The organism is Zunongwangia sp. HGR-M22, assembly GCF_027594425.1.
In the GTDB taxonomy this organism is placed as follows: Bacteria; Bacteroidota; Bacteroidia; order Flavobacteriales; family Flavobacteriaceae; genus Zunongwangia.
The window spans coordinates 937,324-955,794 of the sequence record NZ_CP115159.1 but is presented as its reverse complement, the minus strand read 5'-3'; the positions used below and the strand labels follow the sequence as shown (position 1 = coordinate 955,794).

Here is an 18,471-nt window from a genome sequence, read left to right as displayed (position 1 = left end):
TATTTTGAGCCTACAAATATAACAAACTTTAAATCGAAGAATTAAAGCCTTTGCTCAATTATTTTTATTAACGTTTTGCTTTTAACAGTAGAAAGACCGCTAATATCCCAAATGAGATATTAGGAATCCACACTGCAAGTAATGGTGAAAATGTTGATTGCTCGGCAATTGTACCAAATATTTTATCGAAAAAGATAAATAGAAAGGCCAGCGAAATTCCTACGGCAAGATTAATTCCCATCCCGCCACGACGCTTCATTGAAGAAACTGCCACAGCGATAATTGTTAAAATAAATGCTGAAACCGGAATACTTACACGCTTGTAAGCAGCCACCAGATACATATTCATATTTCCAGATCCACGTCGACTTTCTTTTTCTATAAATTCATTTAATTCTGAAAAATTAAGCGTTTCAGCAATATAGGTTTCCGGGGTTAACTCATCAAACTCAAATGGCAAAACAGTATCTAAGATGGTTTGTTTGGTGATAATATCTCCATTTTCACCAACCACTCTTTTATCAACATTCGATAAAGTATAGGTAGAATCTTCTGTATTAAATTTTAATCTGGAGGCGCTAATTTTAAACTTCATCTCATTCCCTTCAAAATGTTCTAAAGTAAAATTACTGGCGGTATGGGTTTTTGGCCTAAAATGGCTGGCATAAATAACTTCGTTATCATTAACCTGCCGATACACGTCTTTAGTTTCTTGAGTTTGATGCCCTCTTTTTAGATACTCATATTTAAATTCGTTAAATCCCTTACTTGCCTTTGGTGCAAGGAACATACTTAAGCCTAGTGCTGCAATACAAACAATTGTAGCTCCTATAAGATAAGGTCGTAGAAATCGATAGAATGACACTCCACTACTTAGAAAGGCAATAACCTCTGTATTGTTCGCTAGTTTTGAAGTAAACCATATAATAGATAAAAATAGGAAAAGCGGAAATAAAAGATTGGCAAAGTAGATCGTGAAATTCAGATAATATTCGGCCACTTCAACAAAAGGCACCTCATTCTCAAGAATCTTATCTATTTTTTCAGCTAGATTTACAGTTATCCCAATTGGAATAAAAAGTAACAGCATCATGCTGAATGTTCCTAAATAGCGCTTTAAAATATACCAATCTAATATTTTCAAACTACGATTTTTTTATAATCTTTTATCCATCTGTTTTACCATCATATCTTTCCAGGCTCTAAAATCTCCTGCTAAAATATGCTTTCTGGCTTCGCGTACCAACCAAAGATAAAATCCTAGGTTATGAATAGTAGCAATTTGTTTGCCAAGCATTTCATTAACGCTAAATAAATGACGAACGTATGCTTTAGAATATTGAGTATCTACAAAAGTGATTCCCATCTCGTCTATAGGTGAAAAATCATCTACCCACTTTCTATTTTTAATATTTATCGTACCATGAGCAGTAAATAACATTCCGTTTCTAGCATTTCGGGTGGGCATCACACAATCGAACATATCTATACCTAATGCAATATTCTCTAAAATATTAATAGGAGTACCTACTCCCATCAAATATCTTGGTTTTTCTTCAGGAAGAATCTCGGTAACCACTTCAGTCATCGCATACATTTCTTCAGCGGGTTCTCCTACAGATAATCCTCCAATAGCATTTCCTTCAGCATCACGAGAAGCAATATATTCTGCAGATTGCTTTCTTAAATCCTTATATGTACTTCCCTGAACAATTGGAAATAAAGTCTGATCGTATCCATAAAGCGGCGGAGTTTCAGCAAAATGTTTTATACAGCGATCCAGCCAACGATGCGTCATTTGCATCGATCTCTTTGCATAATTATAATCGCAGGGATAGGGTGTACATTCATCGAACGCCATAATGATGTCGGCACCAATTTCTCGCTGAATTTCCATCACATTCTCTGGAGTAAAAACATGATAAGAACCATCGATATGCGATTTAAACTTTACGCCTTCTTCCTTTATTTTTCTTCTTTCTGACAGAGAATATACTTGGTAACCACCACTATCGGTTAGAATATTTCGATCCCAATTCATAAACTTATGGAGTCCACCAGCTTTTTTCAAAATTTCGGTTTGTGGCCTTAAATAAAGATGATAGGTGTTTCCTAAAATTATATCTGGATTTATTTCCTGTTTTAATTCTGTTTGATGTACTCCTTTTACCGATGCTACTGTACCAACCGGCATAAAAATAGGCGTTTCAATTACGCCATGATCGGTAGTAATTTTACCGGCCCGGGCTTTACTGGCGGGATCGGTCTTTAAAAGTTCAAATTCCATATTCAGATTTAGTGGATGCAAAGATACTTAACATTTCTGCAAATTAAAGAATTATGATATTTCAAAAATAAAGTGTAAATTTAACACTTATCACAATACTCATGCGCTTTCGTTTTGAGAAAGCATAATATTGACTTATTTTAGCAATAAATATTCACAACAATAACTATATAAATGGCAAACATTGAAGAATTAAAAAGTTTTGCTACCCAGGTACGCAGGGATATTGTAAGACAAGTTCATAAAGTAAACTCTGGCCACCCAGGAGGTTCTCTTGGTTGTACTGAGTTTTTTGTAGCGCTCTATCAAGAAATTTTAGAGCATGATCCTAGCTTTAATATGGACGGGGTTGGTGAGGACTTATTTTTCCTTTCCAATGGTCATATCTCCCCTGTTTTCTATAGTGTACTAGCACGTAGTGGTTACTTTCCGGTAGAAGAATTAAGTACGTTTAGAATGATCGATTCTCGCCTACAAGGACACCCAACTACTCACGAGGGCCTTCCGGGAATTAGAATAGCTTCTGGATCTTTGGGCCAGGGAATGTCTATAGCTTTAGGAGCGGCACAAGCTAAAAAATTGAACAAAGACAGTCATTTAGTTTTCTCTTTGCATGGTGATGGAGAATTACAGGAAGGACAAAACTGGGAAGCGATAATGTATGCCGGTGCAAATGGTGTGGATAACTTAATTTCTACAGTAGATGTAAACGGCCAACAAATTGATGGTAGCACAGATACTGTTCTTAATATGGGCGATCTAAGAGCTAAATTTGAAGCTTTTGGATGGGATGTTTTAGAAATTGCTGAAGGTAATGATATCAAAAAAGTAATCGAAGGACTTAACGAAGCTAAAGAACATACCGGTAAAGGAAAACCTGTTTGTGTGCTAATGACTACCATAATGGGTAATGGTGTAGATTTTATGATGCATACGCACGAATGGCACGGTAAAGCTCCAAATGATGAACAATTAGAAAGTGCCCTTGCACAAAACCCGGAAACTTTAGGCGATTACTAAACTCGTGTTTTCCAAAAAAGAATACAATGAAAAAATATACATATACAGAAAAACAAGATACTAGAAGTGGTTTTGGTGCCGGGCTGGCAGAGCTTGGAAAAACTAACGAAAAAGTAGTTGCACTTTGTGCCGACCTTACCCCTTCATTGAAAATGGCCGATTTTATCGAAGCCAATCCAGATCGCTTTTTCCAAACAGGAATTGCAGAGGCAAATATGATGGGAATGGCTGCTGGATTGACAATTGGTGGATATATTCCTTACACAGGAACATTTGCTAACTTCTCTACCGGTCGTGTTTACGATCAAATTAGACAATCTATTGCCTATTCTAATAAAAATGTAAAAATTTGTGCTTCTCACGCTGGTTTAACACTTGGAGAAGATGGTGCTACTCACCAAATTCTTGAAGACATTGGTTTAATGAAAATGTTACCTGGGATGACAGTGATTAACCCATGTGACTACAACCAAACTAAGGCTGCTACAATTGCTATTGCAGAACACGTGGGACCTGTTTATTTACGATTTGGACGACCAAAAGTGCCAATATTCACTCCTGAAGATCAAAAATTTGAGATCGGAAAAGCTATTATTTTGAACGAAGGTACAGATGTTACCATAATTGCTACCGGTCACTTAGTATGGGAAGCTATAAAAGCTGGCGAAGCTTTAGCTGAAAAAGGTATTAGTGCTGAGATTATTAATATTCACACAATTAAACCTTTAGATGAAGAAGCGATCATCAAATCGGTTAAGAAAACCGGATGTGTAGTTTCTGCTGAAGAGCATAACTTCCTTGGCGGTTTAGGAGAAAGTGTAGCCAGAACTTTGGCAGAACACCAACCAGCTCCACAAGAGTTTGTAGCTACTAAAGATACTTTTGGAGAAAGTGGTACTCCAGAGCAATTAATGGAGAAGTATGGTCTTAACGCCGATGCGATTATAGCAGCTTCAGAAAAAGTTATAAAACGTAAATAAAAGCTTAAAAAGCGTTAAACTTTTATAAAACAAAGCCTTTTAAAGTCATTTTAAAAGGCTTTGTTATTTTCAGCCAAAATTTAAGATCTTAATTTACGTTCGATATAGAAACTAAAACTATTATTATGAAAAAAATTTTAATCATTATGCTCTGTCTAACATCAACAGGCATATGGGCGCAGTCATCAGAATTTGGAATAAAAGGAGGATTAAATTATGGATCTACTGGTGACATCAATGGCTTTGATGAAGCTAGAGAAGATTTCCCTGATTTAAAGAATGGAGAATCTAAAGCGGGGTATCACTTTGGTGTATTCGGAAAATTTGGAATTTCAGGAGTTTTCATTCAGCCAGAACTTGTTTACACCAAACTAACTACCGATTATGGTGCTTTTGATTATGATCTTAATAAAATAGACCTACCGGTTTTATTAGGAGTCGATATCTTAGGCCCGTTAAATGTAAAAGCCGGGCCATCGTTTCAATACATCACGAACAACGAAATCGAAAATGGAACATTTAAAATAGGAAATGTTGATAAAGATATTACAGTAGGATATCAATTAGGAGCAGGTCTAAACCTTGGCAACTTGGGAATAGACGTTAGATATGAAGGTGCATTTACAGATAATACTGCTTTCAGTGAAACTGCAGAAGAAAATTTCTCTATAGATTCAAGACCTTCACAATGGATTTTGAGTTTATCTATAGCGCTCTAAATAGTATTCTATAAATAAAAAAAGCTCCTTCTTTAGGAGCTTTTTTTATTTACTTTTTTTTATATTATTATTCCTCACCTACAGGTTGAAAATAATCTGGATCCAAGTGATTTGAAGTGCCGTTGTTATTAGAATCCGGGAAAGTTATCGTGCCATCTGCATTAATAATAATTTCCTGGCGTGTTGGTAAACCATCACCATCATCATCATTATCAGAAAAATTAGGCAATCCATCCCCGTCGGTATCATCGTCATATAAATCTCTATTTTCATTTATGTCTTCCATCCAGCTTGGGATACCATCTCCATCATGATCGGCTTCATTTACATTCAGTAAATCAAAGGTGAAAATCAACGGGCTATATTTGCTTCCTCCGGTCGCACCATTAAAATATCCTAATCCAGATGGAGCAAACAAGGCTCCAATACCATAATCATTAGACCAGTTAACCGTGTTATCGCCATTAACGGTATAGCTAGAGGCTCCTTGAAATTCAGTCATAGCTTCTCTAAATGCAGGCACTACACCACCTCTTCTAGTACGCTGAACTTGCCCTGCATTATTTACCTCCTCTACAACATAACCTACAAGATCAAACCATACAGGAGAATTAATGCTATTATCAAACACTTCAGAATTCAACAATTCTCCTTTATATCTTACATACGTCGAGTCTGAAAAGTGAGGACGCTCTCCTTCCCCCTCCCTAACCTTCAAAATGTATAGATTATAGTCCACCTCTGTTTCGTTAACCCGATAAGGTACCTTTTTAGTTTCCAGAAAATCCGATTCAAATATCGATTCTTTATCACTATTTTCTCCAGCAATTGTATCAAAAACGATTCTATAATCGAAATCTGAAGATGGATTTTCAAATTCCTCATAATTATAAAAATGCGTTTGTAGATATTCAACAATACTATCATCATCTATTAAGGCCTGCTCGGTTTCATCCCTAAGCTCCTCTCGAGGTATATTCCTGTTATTATCATCGTCGTCGTTACAGCTGGTAAAAGAAAGACTAGCCAAAGTAATTCCGGCTAAAAAGTATTTATTCAATCGCATTGTCTCGTTTTTAAGGGCGCAAGATACAATAATCTTGTATTTTTGTTTAAGATAATAGAACAGTTTTAAGGACCATTTATTATGAGAGTTGATAAATTTTTATGGAGTGTGCGGTACTTTAAAACCCGAAGCATCGCAACCAATGCATGCAAGCAGGGTAAAGTAAAAATGGAAACCACCAATGTTAAACCCTCTAAAGATATTTTCCCTGGCGATAGATTGGTTGTTAGGAAGAATCAAATAAACTACGAAATTGAAGTTTTAGATCTTCCAAAAAGCCGAGTTGGAGCAAAGCTTGTGAATATTTACGTACAGGATCACACCCCTAAAGAAGCTTTTGAAAAACAAGATCTTCTTAAATATTCTAAAGATTATTACCGAAAAAAAGGCACGGGACGACCAACCAAAAAAGATCGAAGAGATATTGATGATTGGTTTGAAAATGCCGATGACAAAGAAAACAAAGACCAAACTACCTAAGACTTTATAAAATGAAAGAAAGAATTCAGATTTTAAACGATACTGAAATTGCTCAAAAAATTAGAAGAATAGCATTTCAGATTTATGAAAGTAACATAAATGAAGAAGAGATCGTATTGGCCGGTATTGCCAGAAAAGGTTTTAAACTAGCAAAAAGGATCCAGGAAGAACTCGAAAAAATATCTCCATTAAAAATTATCTTATGCGAAGTTCATGTAAATAAGAAAAGTCCAAGAAATAAAGTAACTACTTCTATTCTTCCCGAAAACTATAATGAAAAATCCCTAGTCTTAATCGACGACGTATTAAACTCGGGCACAACTTTAATATACGGTGTACGTCATTTTTTAGACGTTCCATTAAAGCAATTCAAAACAGCAGTACTGGTAGACCGCAATCATAAAAAGTATCCTGTAAAAGCCGATTTTAAAGGAATTTCACTTTCCACCTCCTTAAGCGAAATGGTAAGAATAACCTTCGAAAAAGGAAATGATAGAGCAGAGCTTATTTAACTAGCTTAGCTCTTATTTCTTCAAGAATCTTCGTGGGTGTAGAATGATCTACATCCACAATAATTTTAGATTGGTTATAATAAAAGGCCCGTTCAAACAAATGCTTTCTAATAAACTCTTCTAACTGTTCTTTGGTTTCTAAATGACTAATAACCGGTCGATGAACTTTCTCTAAAAACAAGCGCTCGGTTAATACTTCTACTGAAGCTTTGAGGTACAGCGTTTGATTTTCTGCATCTGCTTTTATAAGCTCAAAATTATTACCGTAGCATGGAGTTCCTCCTCCTAAAGAGATAATCATATCAGATTTTGAAGCTAAAATATCTTTTAAGACTTCATTTTCGAGTTTTCTGAAATATAATTCTCCTTTTTTTTGAAAAATTTCATGAATCGTCCTACCCTCCATAATTTCTATCTGACTATCCATATCCACAAATGTATAATCCATTGATTCAGAAAGTTTTTCACCGATATAAGACTTACCGCACCCCATGTAACCATTCAGGAAAATTTTCATTTTATGTTTATTTTTTTGAAGTTATTTTCTACTAAAAGCAAATTTATATCAAAATATGCTTGAAAAATAAAAAATAGATTATATATTTGCACCCGCATTCGCAAAAAAACGCATGCATTTTTATTGATCTGGTAGCTCAGTTGGTAGAGCATCTCCCTTTTAAGGAGAGGGTCCTGGGTTCGAGCCCCAGCCAGATCACATAGATGTTCTTTTTTTATAAAATTCAAATTTGATCTGGTAGCTCAGTTGGTAGAGCATCTCCCTTTTAAGGAGAGGGTCCTGGGTTCGAGCCCCAGCCAGATCACTTTTTTATTTTATAGATTTATGAAATTGTGAAATACAAAGGCCCGTTATTTTTAATGGCGCATTTGCCCAGGTGCTGGAATTGGTAGACAGGCATGGTTGAGGGCCATGTGTCCATTAGGGCGTATGGGTTCGACTCCCATCCTGGGCACTCTATTATCCTACGACCCTACTTTAAAATTTCCGCAGTCAACATCTAGTCAACTTTCTACTTTAGATTCCCCAAAAACATATTAGTCTTTTTCTTCTAAAAGATTTCTGAAATTATTCAATACAAAAAAAATTCAAAAGGATTTAAGAGTGTTTTTGCTATCCTGTAATAACTAAAATGTTTTTGATTTCAACATGGAGCAAGAAATATAATCTACCTTCCTACTCCATGAATTTTATAGCATATCATCATTTACAAAATCTACTACAGTTAACTTTTCAGAATTATTGAAACTAAGATTTGTAGATAGCTCAAAAAGATGAGCTTCGGTTTCAAAAAAGTGCATCATATAACCAGCTGTATTCACAAAGGCCACCAAATCTCCGATTTTAGGTAATTGCGGCAAGGTAATTTTGCGTTTCAATAGCACATCTCTTTCTAAACAGTATGCACCCGTAAAAAAAACGTCCACAGCCGATTCTTCAGAAAAATCATCTTCATAAATCAAATAAGGATCAAGAAGAAAATCTGCACTAGAACTCATCATCTGGCTCATATTCATTTCTAATCCAACCAACCATTGTCCTTTTGCATCTTGTTTACGATGGGCAACTTTAGCGATCGTCATTCCTATTTGATTGAGCAGTGATCTACCAGGTTCAATTCGTATTTCTATATTGTTTTTTTGCAGTCTCGAAAAATTAGGCGAAGACTCGGCAGATTCTTTATACTCCAGTACTTGTTTTAAAAAGTCTACGCCATTTACGTTGTTATAATATGGATATGTTTTCAGGGAACGTTCTACATTTCCGTTTATAAGTTCATATCCCAATCCATTTTGATTAAAGGTTAGATTCCCCTCTCCCGAAGCGACTTGTACCCTTAATTGCTTATCAAAATTGCTCCATTCCTGTTCATCTTCCAGATAATTAATCAATATGCCACCTCCTATATCAATGAAGTCTAAATTAAACCCAGCTTCGTTTAATTCACTTAACATACTTATACAATCACTTAAAGCTTTTCCACGCTGATGGGTTGAGTAACCGTCTAAATGAAAGTGTAAACCTGCAATATTTAAGTTTTTGTATGTACCTTCTGCCCCAAGGTTTTCAAGAATAAACTGTTTTAGCAATTCTATATCGAATCCAAAACGGCTATAAAGTTTTTTATCTTCAACTTTAAATCCGCTTACTCTAAAACCTACAATTGCAACTTTCCCCAGTTCTACAGCAACGGTATTAGCTAGTTCGCACTCATCAACATTATCTAAAATAATGGGCACTTGTTCTTTAATGGCTAAAGCATATTGCTCTTTGGTTTTGATAGCTGATGTAAGTACCAAGGTTTCCCCAGTACCTCCCAGCGCTAATGACTGTTCTAATTCTCTAAAACTTGCGGTATCTACCCCAATCCCAGATTGCAAAGCTTTTTGTACAAGTGCTTTGCTTTTGTTTGCTTTACGGGCATAGTAAATTTGATGTCTTAAACCATATTGGGCAAAAAGTTCGCGAAATCTTTCAATATTACTTGAAAAAGTAGGCAAATGGTGAAGGTTTACCGGAGAGCCATATTTTGAAATCAATTGTTCAATCAAAGATTTATCGCGCATAACTTCTTCCATCCATTCACTGGTTATTGGTGTTAAGCCATTTATCTTATTCGCCTTAGTGTACATTAATTGTATTATTAAATAAGTTCTGTTTATTTTTATTTTGAATATCCTGAATTACATTTTGAGCCCATATAGACGCAAAATTATTTCGAGTTCTGGATAACGTATCATTATCTAGCGTCACTCCTTCTGTTGGTGTTCCATAAAGTGACAGGTTATCTTCTAAAGTTCCGTTTGCATTGATGGCTTTACCAGATTTATTAATATCGACAGCACTAGCCTCGTAATAGCCGTTATTCTTATTTTTAAAACTGCGCAGAAGACCTTTAGTCAGCAAATTGCTAAATAAGGATTTAGGTCGTCTATCTATACCGCGTGGTATTCTTGCGTCGATAACGGTATCAATCTTTATTTTACCAGTGTCATAATTTTCTGCATTTCTTCTGAATGAACTGGATTTTTTATCCAATATTAATTCGTACCCATTTTTTTTATTATGAATAATCTCTGCATTTCTTACTCGGCTGAAGTCTATAAGACCTCCTTCAGCTAAAGCAATCAACTTTTCAGTATTTATAATTGGTGGGCCGTAAGATAGACGATTGAAAAGACCAAAATAATCTCGATCAAACAATGCATGTGATTTGGCATCCAGCCTTCCAAAACTATAATATTTATTGAAGATCGGACTAATTTTTCGCCAAGTGCCCACAGCTGCCATAATGGGACTTGCGTGCACACCCTTTTTTGCTTCTGAAATTAAAAATTTTAGATATTCGATTAATTGATCGTTATAAATTGTGGCTTGACCATGAAATGGATCTATTAATTGATCCCAACAATACTTTTCTTCTTCAGGAAATTTAGAATGAAATTCGGTAACCTGAGCAGTTACAGTTTCAAAATCTTCATCAAATTTCAACTCAAGATTCTTGATTTTAAATGCAATTTTGTAATACTGAAAATAAAATTCCTTTTTAATTAAAGGTAAAAACAAATCAACAAAAGATAATTTTAATGCTGCCTCGATATTTTCTTCAGTAAAATAAACCAATCTTTCAATCTCCTCTTCACTACTATTTCTAGGAAACATTGGTAAACCTGATCTTGAAATAATGTAAATACAATTTGGTTCTTTACCCGATGGCAAATACTTCATTTTATTTGAGGATCCAGATTTAAAGATACCCGCTCGCCCTTCAGTTAGTTCTAAAACGGTATCAATGCAGGTTAAACCAAACCCACGGATAACAACCTTACCCGTCTTTACATCTTTTAGTTTAGTTTTCGTAGGATACACAAAATTAATAAAAGATGAAGCCGGTTGTTCTGAAATAAAATCTGCTCCTGCCCCAAGATGACCCGTGGTTAGTAAAACATTATCGATTTTATCACTAAGATAATTTGAATCTGATTGTTCTTTAATCTGAAATTTATCGCCTGTTTTTTTTATATCTGCAACTATATTTGGATGAAAGTAATAGCTAATGCTCTCTGGCGAGTTACTCACTAATTCCTTAAAAACAGTATTTAAATATTCTCCAACTATCGCACGTGGAGCAAAATCGAGATATGAATTTGAACGCTTATCAACTTTATTTTCTTTTAACCACTCTATAAAGCTTAATGGTTGCTGTACTATTGGCTTTGGCGTTTCATCTATCCAGGCATTTATATTACTGCTTGCATAATTCATAATCAGATAAGATGGTTGATTTTTAGCGTAAACATTGCCCGAACCAAAATTTTCATCAGCATTAAATATATGCACTTCGATACATTGATCTATTGTATTATATTTAATTTGAGCTAATAAACGCTCTAGGGCATACAGCCCTTTAGGCCCCATCCCTATTATCGCCACCTTATACTTTTTGGTTTTATAAATTTCAGAATTACTGATACCTACCACCCGATTTCCGAATTTTCAATTGATTTATAATCTGGAAAGTTTACTTGTATCCAATCTGGATTATAGATCGTATCTAAATACCGCTCGCCCTTGTCACATAAAAGAAACACACAATTACTTGAATCATCAATCTTCGCAATATAGTTTTTAATGGCGGTAACCACACCTCCTGTAGAACCACCGCACAAAATTCCTTCAGATTTAAGTAGTGACCAGCATCCTTCTATACAATCTAGATCGCTTACCGCTAGATAATCATAAATTCTTTCTTTCCGAAGAAATTGTGAAGGCACTGCAGCCCCATGACCTGGGATTAATCGTTTTTTAGCCTCTCCTCCAAACAAGACGCTTCCCTTTGCATCTACAGCAATTAATTTGGTCTTAAGATTATTTTCTAAAATATAATCTGCATATCCCATTAAAGTACCACATGTACTCGCAGAAACAAATATATAATCTACATCACCTTCTAATGCGATCATAATCTCTTCTATCGTTTTATGATGCGCCAAAGGATTATCTGGATTTCCGTATTGATTTGTCCAAAAACTATTTGGAATAGCTTTTAAAAGCTCCTGTACTTTGTCTAATCTTGCAGCCAGAAAACCTCCTTTTTTGGATGGTTTGGTAACATATTCAATCTTTGCGCCATACGCTAAAAGCAATTTTTCAGTATGTTTATTAATATGTGGATCTACCACTACAATCAATTTCAGTTTCAAATATAAACATGCCTGCGCCAGGCCTAAAGCCATATTCCCAGAGCTAGATTCGATTACAGTATCCCCTGGCCTAATTTTACCTTCCTCTAAAGCATTTTGAAGAATAAAAGCAGAAGTTCTATCTTTAAGACTACCAGAAGGATTCGCTGCTTCTAATTTTCCATAAAAATTAATCTTAGAGTCTAAGAACATTTTATGAAGATGGATTAATGGAGTATCGCCAATAGCATCTATTATACTATGATTGTTTTTGATTTTATCTAATATCATACAAAGCTTTTATGCGATTTCTTTCTCTTAAAATACGCAAGACAAGAAACCTTATCTAAAGGTCATATTAATAATTATCTCTTCATAATCTATTTTATATATATTAACTAGAACATCGAATGATATCTTAAAAAATGGCTTGAAATTGCAAGTGCACTGAAGCTTAAGATAAATTAAATTTTAAAAAGACTATCCGTTATTTTAATCATTGAAATTTTTGCAATTCCGCACTTAATACAGAATCTCATATAGATTTAAAAAACAGCACTTAAACGATGAGACCGTTAATCAATTCCGATAACAATCGAAACCGCATGACGTCATTCTAATGATTCATTCCGGATACTAAATAGGTACAAAATGAAACTCAAAAGTTTGAAAATTTATTTTGTTTAATCAATTAACGACTACATTAAACATTTTAACTTTTTCCTATATAAATTGCGATTACAATTTGTATAGATTTGTTTGGTATCATAGTTTATATGGAATTAATCAAACAAAGCTTTAGCATAAAAGATCTCGAAAACCTTAGTGGTATCAAAGCACATACCATAAGGATGTGGGAGAAACGCTATAATATTTTAACACCACAGCGTACAAAAACTAACATACGCATGTATGATAGTTCTTGTCTACAAAAGATTTTGAATATCTCTTTCCTTAACGAAAATGGATACAAAATATCGCGAATTTCTAAATTAACGGAAGAAGAAATTTCGGGAATGGTTCATCGAATTACTTCTAGCATAAGCGAAGAAAATCGAGCTATCAATCAATTTAAGATGGCTATGATGAATTTTGACGAAAACCTTTTCAATCAAACCTATAACTCTTTATTAAAAAAGAAGAGTTTTAAAGCTATATTTAACGACATCTTTTTACCTCTTTTAAATGAGGTCGGGCTCTTGTGGCAAACCGATACTATAAAACCAATACACGAACATTATATTGTCGATTTGATAAAACAAAAATTATATCTCAATATAGCAGATATAAAAGCTTCAAAAGAAGCTACCAAAGAAGATATTTTTATATTGTTCCTACCAGAAAATGAAATACACGATTTAAGTATTCTGTATATTCAATATTTACTATTGCACTCAGGCTATCAAACTATATTTCTTGGTCCAAGCTTACCACTTTCTAATATGAAATTTCTATTGGAGCGCTATTCCAATGTAAAGTTTCTGAGCTATTGCACTATTGCTCCGCTGAATATTGAAGATTTCATACAAGAATTTCAAGAAATTATATGCGAACATCGCCCATACGAACTTAATTTATTTGGACACAAAACAAACAACATAAAAGAAATGCCTTTACCCGAAAATATAAAATTTCACCAAGAGTTAGATAACTTTATAAAAACCCTTTAACATGAAGCAAAAAATTGCCATAATAGGATCTGGATTCGCTTCTTTAGCAGCTTCATGTTACCTGGCAAAAGACGGTTATGACGTTACCATTTATGAAAAAAATGCGGAAGTTGGCGGTAGAGCCAGACAGTTAAAAAAGAATGGCTTCACTTTCGACATAGGACCAACCTGGTACTGGATGCCCGATGTCTTTGAACGCTTTTTTGCCGATTTTGATAAAAAACCAGAAGATTTTTATACACTTATAAAATTGAATCCTGCTTACCGCGTATATTTTGAAGAGGGTCACCATATTAGTATAGAGAATAGTCTTGAAAAAATATATGCTGCTTTTGAAAAAGAAGAAGCAGGAAGCTCTAAAGCACTAAAAAAGTTTATAAAAGAAGCGCAGGAAAATTATGATATTGCGATTAAAGATGTAGTTTACCGTCCTGGCGTATCTCCGATAGAATTAGTTACTCCGCAAACTGCTGCCAGAATTGGACAATTTTTCAGCACAATTTCAAAGAAAGTACGAAAAGAGTTCAATAACCAAAAATTGATCAAAATCCTTGAATTCCCTGTGTTATTTCTAGGCGCCAAACCTACCGCTACTCCTGCATTTTATAGCTTTATGAATTATGCAGATTTTGGTCTGGGAACTTGGCATCCTAAAGGCGGAATGTATGAAGTTATAAAAGGCATCCAATCACTTGCTGAAGAATTAGGTGTAAAAATCCAAACAAACGCCAATGTAACGAAAATAGCTGTTGAAGATAACACCGCTAAAGGCCTTTACATTAATGATGAATTTATCACTAGTGATATTGTACTAAGTGGAGCAGACTATCATCATAGCGAACAGCTACTACCAGAGGCATCAAGACAATATTCAGAGAAATACTGGGAAAATCGAACATTTGCACCTTCAGCTTTACTATTTTATGTTGGTTTTGATAAAAGATTAGAGGACGTAGCTCATCATAGCTTATTTTTTGATACAGATTTTGATGTGCACGCTAAGAATATTTATGATAATCCTAAGTGGCCGGAAGATCCTTTATTTTACGCCAGTTTTCCTTCTGTAACAGATACTAATATTGCTCCGCAAGGAAACGAAGCAGGTATATTTTTAATTCCATTAGCTCCCGATATCGAGGACACACCACAGCGCAGGGAAAAGTATTTTAATAAAATTATAACGCGCTTTGAGAGGATAACAAATCAAAGTGTTAAAAATAATATTATATTTAAAGAGTCTTTTTGTGTTAATGATTTTAAAGAAGCATATAATTCTTACAAAGGAAACGCATATGGTCTCGCCAACACTTTGCTTCAAACAGCATTTTTAAGGCCTAAACTGAAAAGCAAAAAAGTTAAAAATCTATTTTTTGCAGGACAACTTACGGTACCCGGCCCGGGGGTTCCGCCATCATTAATCTCGGGAAAATTAACCGCAGGTCTAATTAAAAAGAATAAAATTTAGTGCTATGAAATCTATTTTTGACGTTGTCTCGCGAACGTGCAGTAAAGAAGTTACCAACGCCTACAGTACTTCTTTTTCTTCTGCAACAAAAATGCTAGCTCCAAGTATACGACAAGATATTTACAATATTTACGGCTTTGTACGATTTGCAGACGAAATTGTGGACAGTTTTCATGGCTACGATAAAGAAGTACTTTTCAACGATTTTGAAGAAGATTTATATAAAGCTTTAACGCAAAAGATAAGTTTAAATCCAATTCTTAATGCTTTTCAAGAAACGGTACATAAATATGATATAGACGAAAAACTTTATATCGCTTTTATGAAGTCTATGCGGTTAGATCTTTACAAATCAGATTATTTAACTGTAGACGAGTATAAAGAATATATTTACGGCAGTGCAGATGTAGTAGGGCTAATGTGTTTAAAAGTATTTGTAAAAGGCGACCAAAAAAAGTATAATGAACTTAAAGAATCAGCGATGAGTTTAGGTTCAGCTTTTCAGAAGGTAAATTTTCTGAGAGATTTAAAAGCCGATTTTGAAGATTTAAATAGAAGTTATTTTCCGAACACTAATCTCGAAGAGTTAGATGAAGAAAGTAAAAAGAGGATTATCGATGAAATTGACGAAGATTTTAGAAAAGGATTAAACGGAATTATTCACCTTCCCGTTGAAGCAAAATTCGGCGTATACACAGCATATATTTATTACAAAAAATTACTTTACAAACTCAAACAAACACCCTCTTTAGAGATTAAGAAAAAGCGAATTAGAGTATCAGATTATCAAAAAGCAGGACTGTTGGCAAAATCTTATATTTCTTGCCGTCTTAATCTTATATAATTTGTAAATTTAACCTATGACTACAATTCTTTGGATCGCGATATTTCTGGCTACTTTTATTGGTATGGAGTTTATGGCATGGTTTACGCATAAATACATAATGCATGGTTTTTTATGGAGCCTGCATAAAGACCATCACCAAAAAGACCACAGCAGATGGTGGGAGCGTAACGATTTATTTTTTGTTTTTTATGCAGCTGTAAGCATTGGTTGTTTTCTACTATGGCGTTACGAAGATGTATGGTACACCTTGCCTATTGGCCTTGGCATTTTAGCATACGGAATCGCCTATTTTAGCGTTCATGATATTTTTATACACCAACGTTTTAAAATTTTTAGAAATGCCAACAGCACCTATGCTAAAGGAATAAGAAGAGCACATAAAATACACCACAAACACATTGGTAAAGAGGACGGCGAAAACTTTGGGATGCTGTTTGTTCCTTTTAAATATTTTAAAAAATCCAGATAATTTTAGTGTATGCTAGGCCCGGTATATTATTATGTAATTGTTGGCGGTGGATTAGCAGGACTTCAATTGGCTTTACGCCTTAAAGACGATGTTTTTTTTAAAGGAAAAAAGATTGCCATATTAGATCCTTCATTCCAAATTAATAGAGATAAAACCTGGTGCTATTGGGAAAAAAACCGTGGTCGCTGGGATTTTTTAATTTCTGCAGACTGGTCTAAAGGTAAATTCATTTCGTCTTATACTGAAAAAGAACTTGAGCTTTCTCCCTATTCCTATAAAATGCTGACTTCTGAAGCTTTTTTTGAATATGCTTTGGATGAAATTTGTAAATCTGAAGATATTTCTTTAATTGAAGACGAGATTACTGAAATAGATACCGTAAAAATGAAAGCTATAGGAAAGCAAAACACCTATAATGCCACTCATTTTTTCGATAGCAGAGTACCATCAGAATATTTAGAAACTAAAGATTACACAAAAATTTTTCAGCATTTTAAAGGCTATCATCTAAAAACAAACCAACCTGTTTTTAATCCAGATCAGTTTACGATGATGGATTTTAGACTCACCTATAAAAACAGTACAAGTTTTACTTATATTTTACCTTTTTCAGAGACAGAGGCTTTAGTTGAATATACTTTTTTCACTCCTTACATTACTGAAGAAGCTATTTACGATACACAACTTAAAAAATATATTAAAGAGTATCTTAAACTAGACTCCTACGAGGTTCTTAGAGAAGAACAGGGAATTATACCAATGACAGATTTTCCTTTCGATAAAGAAAACACTGCTGAAATCACCAAAATCGGCACTGGTGGCGGTTGGGTTAAAGCTTCAACCGGCTATTCTTTTAAGCACACAGAAAAGAAAGTTTCAAAAATTATAAAAAACATAAAATCTGGTCATCTCCCTTCAAAAGATCTTTTCAGAAAAAAATTCAAACAATACGATAGTATTTTTCTGGATGTCTTAGCCAGAAGAAATGAAAAAGGCGAGCAAATATTTACTAATTTCTATGAAAAGAATTCGGTAGAAGAAATTTTCGCGTATTTAGATGAAGAGACTTCAAGAAAAACAGACTTAAAAATTATGTTTAGCCTTTTTGATCCTGAATTTATCACCTCATTTTTCAGAAAATTGAAGCTCTAATTTTTTAAAAGCTGATCTAGAATATTTCTAAAATTAGCACTATTCCAATTTGCCGCTCCTTCTTTTTTAATAACGATAGTACCATTTTTATCTATAAGATATGAGGTAGGCAGTTTGTAACCTTCCAGAGGATCGGGGTAATTCGTTTTCATACAATAAACCGGTAAATTATAGCCTTTAGCATTCATAAATCCCTGGCTGGTTTCTAATCCTTCTCCGCTTATAAAAAGAAACACGACTTTTTCTTTATAATCTTGATACAAATCGTTTAAACTCGGCATCTCGGCAATGCAAGGAGGGCACCAGGTTGCCCAATAATTTATAAGAATAACTTTATCCTGAAATTGGGCAAAATCTACATTATTACCAAAGCGATCTTCAAGAATCCAATTGTAAGATTCAATTTGCTGGCGATCTTCTTCATCAGTAAGTTTAGGACTGGAAGCAATAAGTTTATTAAAAACAATCGCAATCGGCTTTCTGGTTTGCGGTAAAACCATCGCTAAAATAATCACGACAAGAATAATGTTTACCCACTGATTTTGAAAAAGCTTCTTCATTCTATACTAATTTCAACACAAATATAGTTTTAAACAAAAAACTCC

18 protein-coding genes and 3 tRNA genes are annotated in these 18,471 nt (G+C 34.4%); 13 read left to right on the top strand and 8 right to left on the bottom strand.

All coding sequences use genetic code 11. The features are described 5' to 3' along the window. Nucleotides 1-67: 67 nt before the first annotated feature. Together PBT91_RS04225 and tgt are read right to left on the bottom strand one after the other, a co-directional pair. Nucleotides 68-1,144 carry an LptF/LptG family permease gene (locus PBT91_RS04225; RefSeq protein WP_270060539.1) on the bottom strand — a complete coding sequence of 359 codons (1,077 nt, stop codon included), beginning with the start codon at nucleotides 1,142-1,144 and terminating at the stop codon, nucleotides 68-70. A gap of 12 nt (nucleotides 1,145-1,156) precedes the next feature. Continuing rightward, nucleotides 1,157-2,287, bottom strand: coding sequence for a tRNA guanosine(34) transglycosylase Tgt (tgt, locus tag PBT91_RS04220; protein WP_270060538.1), 1,131 nt, complete (start codon nucleotides 2,285-2,287; stop codon nucleotides 1,157-1,159). Between the two features lie 174 nt (nucleotides 2,288-2,461). Here tgt and PBT91_RS04215 point away from each other — a divergent pair, with 174 nt between their 5' ends. From PBT91_RS04215 to PBT91_RS04205, 3 genes are all read left to right on the top strand, one after another. After that, a complete protein-coding gene (locus PBT91_RS04215; RefSeq protein WP_270060537.1) occupies nucleotides 2,462-3,307 on the top strand; it encodes a transketolase in 846 nt (281 codons plus the stop codon). Between the two features lie 26 nt (nucleotides 3,308-3,333). Beyond that, complete coding sequence (locus tag PBT91_RS04210) at nucleotides 3,334-4,287, top strand: transketolase family protein (RefSeq protein ID WP_270060536.1); 954 nt, start codon at nucleotides 3,334-3,336, stop codon at nucleotides 4,285-4,287. A gap of 125 nt (nucleotides 4,288-4,412) precedes the next feature. Next, on the top strand, nucleotides 4,413-5,006 hold the full coding sequence (locus tag PBT91_RS04205) for an outer membrane beta-barrel protein (RefSeq protein WP_270060535.1): 594 nt from the start codon (nucleotides 4,413-4,415) through the stop codon (nucleotides 5,004-5,006). A 67-nt stretch (nucleotides 5,007-5,073) separates the two neighbouring features. On the opposite strand, the gene PBT91_RS04200 is transcribed toward PBT91_RS04205, so the two are convergent. Beyond that, nucleotides 5,074-6,072 (bottom strand): FKBP-type peptidyl-prolyl cis-trans isomerase, encoded by a 999-nt coding sequence (locus tag PBT91_RS04200; RefSeq protein ID WP_270060534.1) that lies wholly within the window; start codon nucleotides 6,070-6,072, stop codon nucleotides 5,074-5,076. An 81-nt stretch (nucleotides 6,073-6,153) separates the two neighbouring features. Here PBT91_RS04200 and PBT91_RS04195 point away from each other — a divergent pair, with 81 nt between their 5' ends. Beyond that, nucleotides 6,154-6,552, top strand: a complete 399-nt coding sequence (locus PBT91_RS04195; RefSeq protein ID WP_270060533.1) for an RNA-binding S4 domain-containing protein — start codon at nucleotides 6,154-6,156, stop codon at nucleotides 6,550-6,552. An 11-nt stretch (nucleotides 6,553-6,563) separates the two neighbouring features. Next, nucleotides 6,564-7,064 carry a phosphoribosyltransferase family protein gene (locus tag PBT91_RS04190; protein ID WP_270060532.1) on the top strand — a complete coding sequence of 167 codons (501 nt, stop codon included), beginning with the start codon at nucleotides 6,564-6,566 and terminating at the stop codon, nucleotides 7,062-7,064. On the opposite strand, the gene PBT91_RS04185 is transcribed toward PBT91_RS04190, so the two are convergent. Further along, nucleotides 7,057-7,581, bottom strand: coding sequence for a shikimate kinase (locus tag PBT91_RS04185; protein ID WP_270060531.1), 525 nt, complete (start codon nucleotides 7,579-7,581; stop codon nucleotides 7,057-7,059). The genes PBT91_RS04190 and PBT91_RS04185 overlap by 8 nt on opposite strands. Before the next feature lie 125 nt (nucleotides 7,582-7,706). Between PBT91_RS04185 and PBT91_RS04180 the strand changes: the two genes are divergently transcribed. The 3 genes from PBT91_RS04180 to PBT91_RS04170 all read left to right on the top strand — a co-directional run bounded on the left by PBT91_RS04180 (nucleotide 7,707) and on the right by PBT91_RS04170 (nucleotide 8,035). Next, nucleotides 7,707-7,779 (top strand) — tRNA-Lys (locus PBT91_RS04180). Between the two features lie 33 nt (nucleotides 7,780-7,812). Next, nucleotides 7,813-7,885 (top strand) — tRNA-Lys (locus PBT91_RS04175). 66 nt (nucleotides 7,886-7,951) lie between these two features. After that, a tRNA-Leu gene (locus PBT91_RS04170) sits at nucleotides 7,952-8,035 on the top strand. A gap of 235 nt (nucleotides 8,036-8,270) precedes the next feature. Here the strand turns inward: PBT91_RS04170 and PBT91_RS04165 are convergent. The 3 genes from PBT91_RS04165 to sbnA are packed head-to-tail and all read right to left on the bottom strand — an operon-like array spanning nucleotide 8,271 to nucleotide 12,554. Beyond that, complete coding sequence (locus PBT91_RS04165) at nucleotides 8,271-9,713, bottom strand: Y4yA family PLP-dependent enzyme (protein WP_270060530.1); 1,443 nt, start codon at nucleotides 9,711-9,713, stop codon at nucleotides 8,271-8,273. Further along, nucleotides 9,703-11,514 carry an FAD/NAD(P)-binding protein gene (locus PBT91_RS04160; RefSeq protein WP_270060529.1) on the bottom strand — a complete coding sequence of 604 codons (1,812 nt, stop codon included), beginning with the start codon at nucleotides 11,512-11,514 and terminating at the stop codon, nucleotides 9,703-9,705. Before PBT91_RS04160 ends, PBT91_RS04165 begins: the two co-directional genes overlap by 11 nt. Nucleotides 11,515-11,555: 41 nt before the next feature. After that, entirely contained in the window at nucleotides 11,556-12,554 is a 999-nt protein-coding gene (gene sbnA / locus PBT91_RS04155) for a 2,3-diaminopropionate biosynthesis protein SbnA (protein WP_270060528.1), read from the bottom strand. 485 nt (nucleotides 12,555-13,039) lie between these two features. Here sbnA and PBT91_RS04150 point away from each other — a divergent pair, with 485 nt between their 5' ends. Genes PBT91_RS04150 through PBT91_RS04130 form a run of 5 tightly spaced genes read left to right on the top strand, consistent with a single transcriptional unit; the run spans nucleotide 13,040 to nucleotide 17,866 of the window. Beyond that, nucleotides 13,040-13,933, top strand: coding sequence for a MerR family transcriptional regulator (locus PBT91_RS04150; protein WP_270060527.1), 894 nt, complete (start codon nucleotides 13,040-13,042; stop codon nucleotides 13,931-13,933). A 1-nt stretch (nucleotide 13,934) separates the two neighbouring features. Continuing rightward, entirely contained in the window at nucleotides 13,935-15,398 is a 1,464-nt protein-coding gene (locus tag PBT91_RS04145) for a phytoene desaturase family protein (protein WP_270060526.1), read from the top strand. 4 nt (nucleotides 15,399-15,402) lie between these two features. Further along, on the top strand, nucleotides 15,403-16,242 hold the full coding sequence (locus PBT91_RS04140) for a phytoene/squalene synthase family protein (RefSeq protein WP_270060525.1): 840 nt from the start codon (nucleotides 15,403-15,405) through the stop codon (nucleotides 16,240-16,242). Nucleotides 16,243-16,258: 16 nt separating this feature from the next. Further along, complete coding sequence (locus PBT91_RS04135) at nucleotides 16,259-16,714, top strand: sterol desaturase family protein (RefSeq protein ID WP_270060524.1); 456 nt, start codon at nucleotides 16,259-16,261, stop codon at nucleotides 16,712-16,714. A 9-nt stretch (nucleotides 16,715-16,723) separates the two neighbouring features. After that, nucleotides 16,724-17,866 (top strand): lycopene cyclase family protein, encoded by a 1,143-nt coding sequence (locus tag PBT91_RS04130; protein WP_270060523.1) that lies wholly within the window; start codon nucleotides 16,724-16,726, stop codon nucleotides 17,864-17,866. Here the strand turns inward: PBT91_RS04130 and PBT91_RS04125 are convergent. Further along, on the bottom strand, nucleotides 17,863-18,426 hold the full coding sequence (locus PBT91_RS04125; protein WP_270060522.1) for a TlpA family protein disulfide reductase: 564 nt from the start codon (nucleotides 18,424-18,426) through the stop codon (nucleotides 17,863-17,865). The two genes, PBT91_RS04130 and PBT91_RS04125, sit on opposite strands and share 4 nt — an antisense overlap. Between the last annotated feature and the right edge of the window lie 45 nt (nucleotides 18,427-18,471).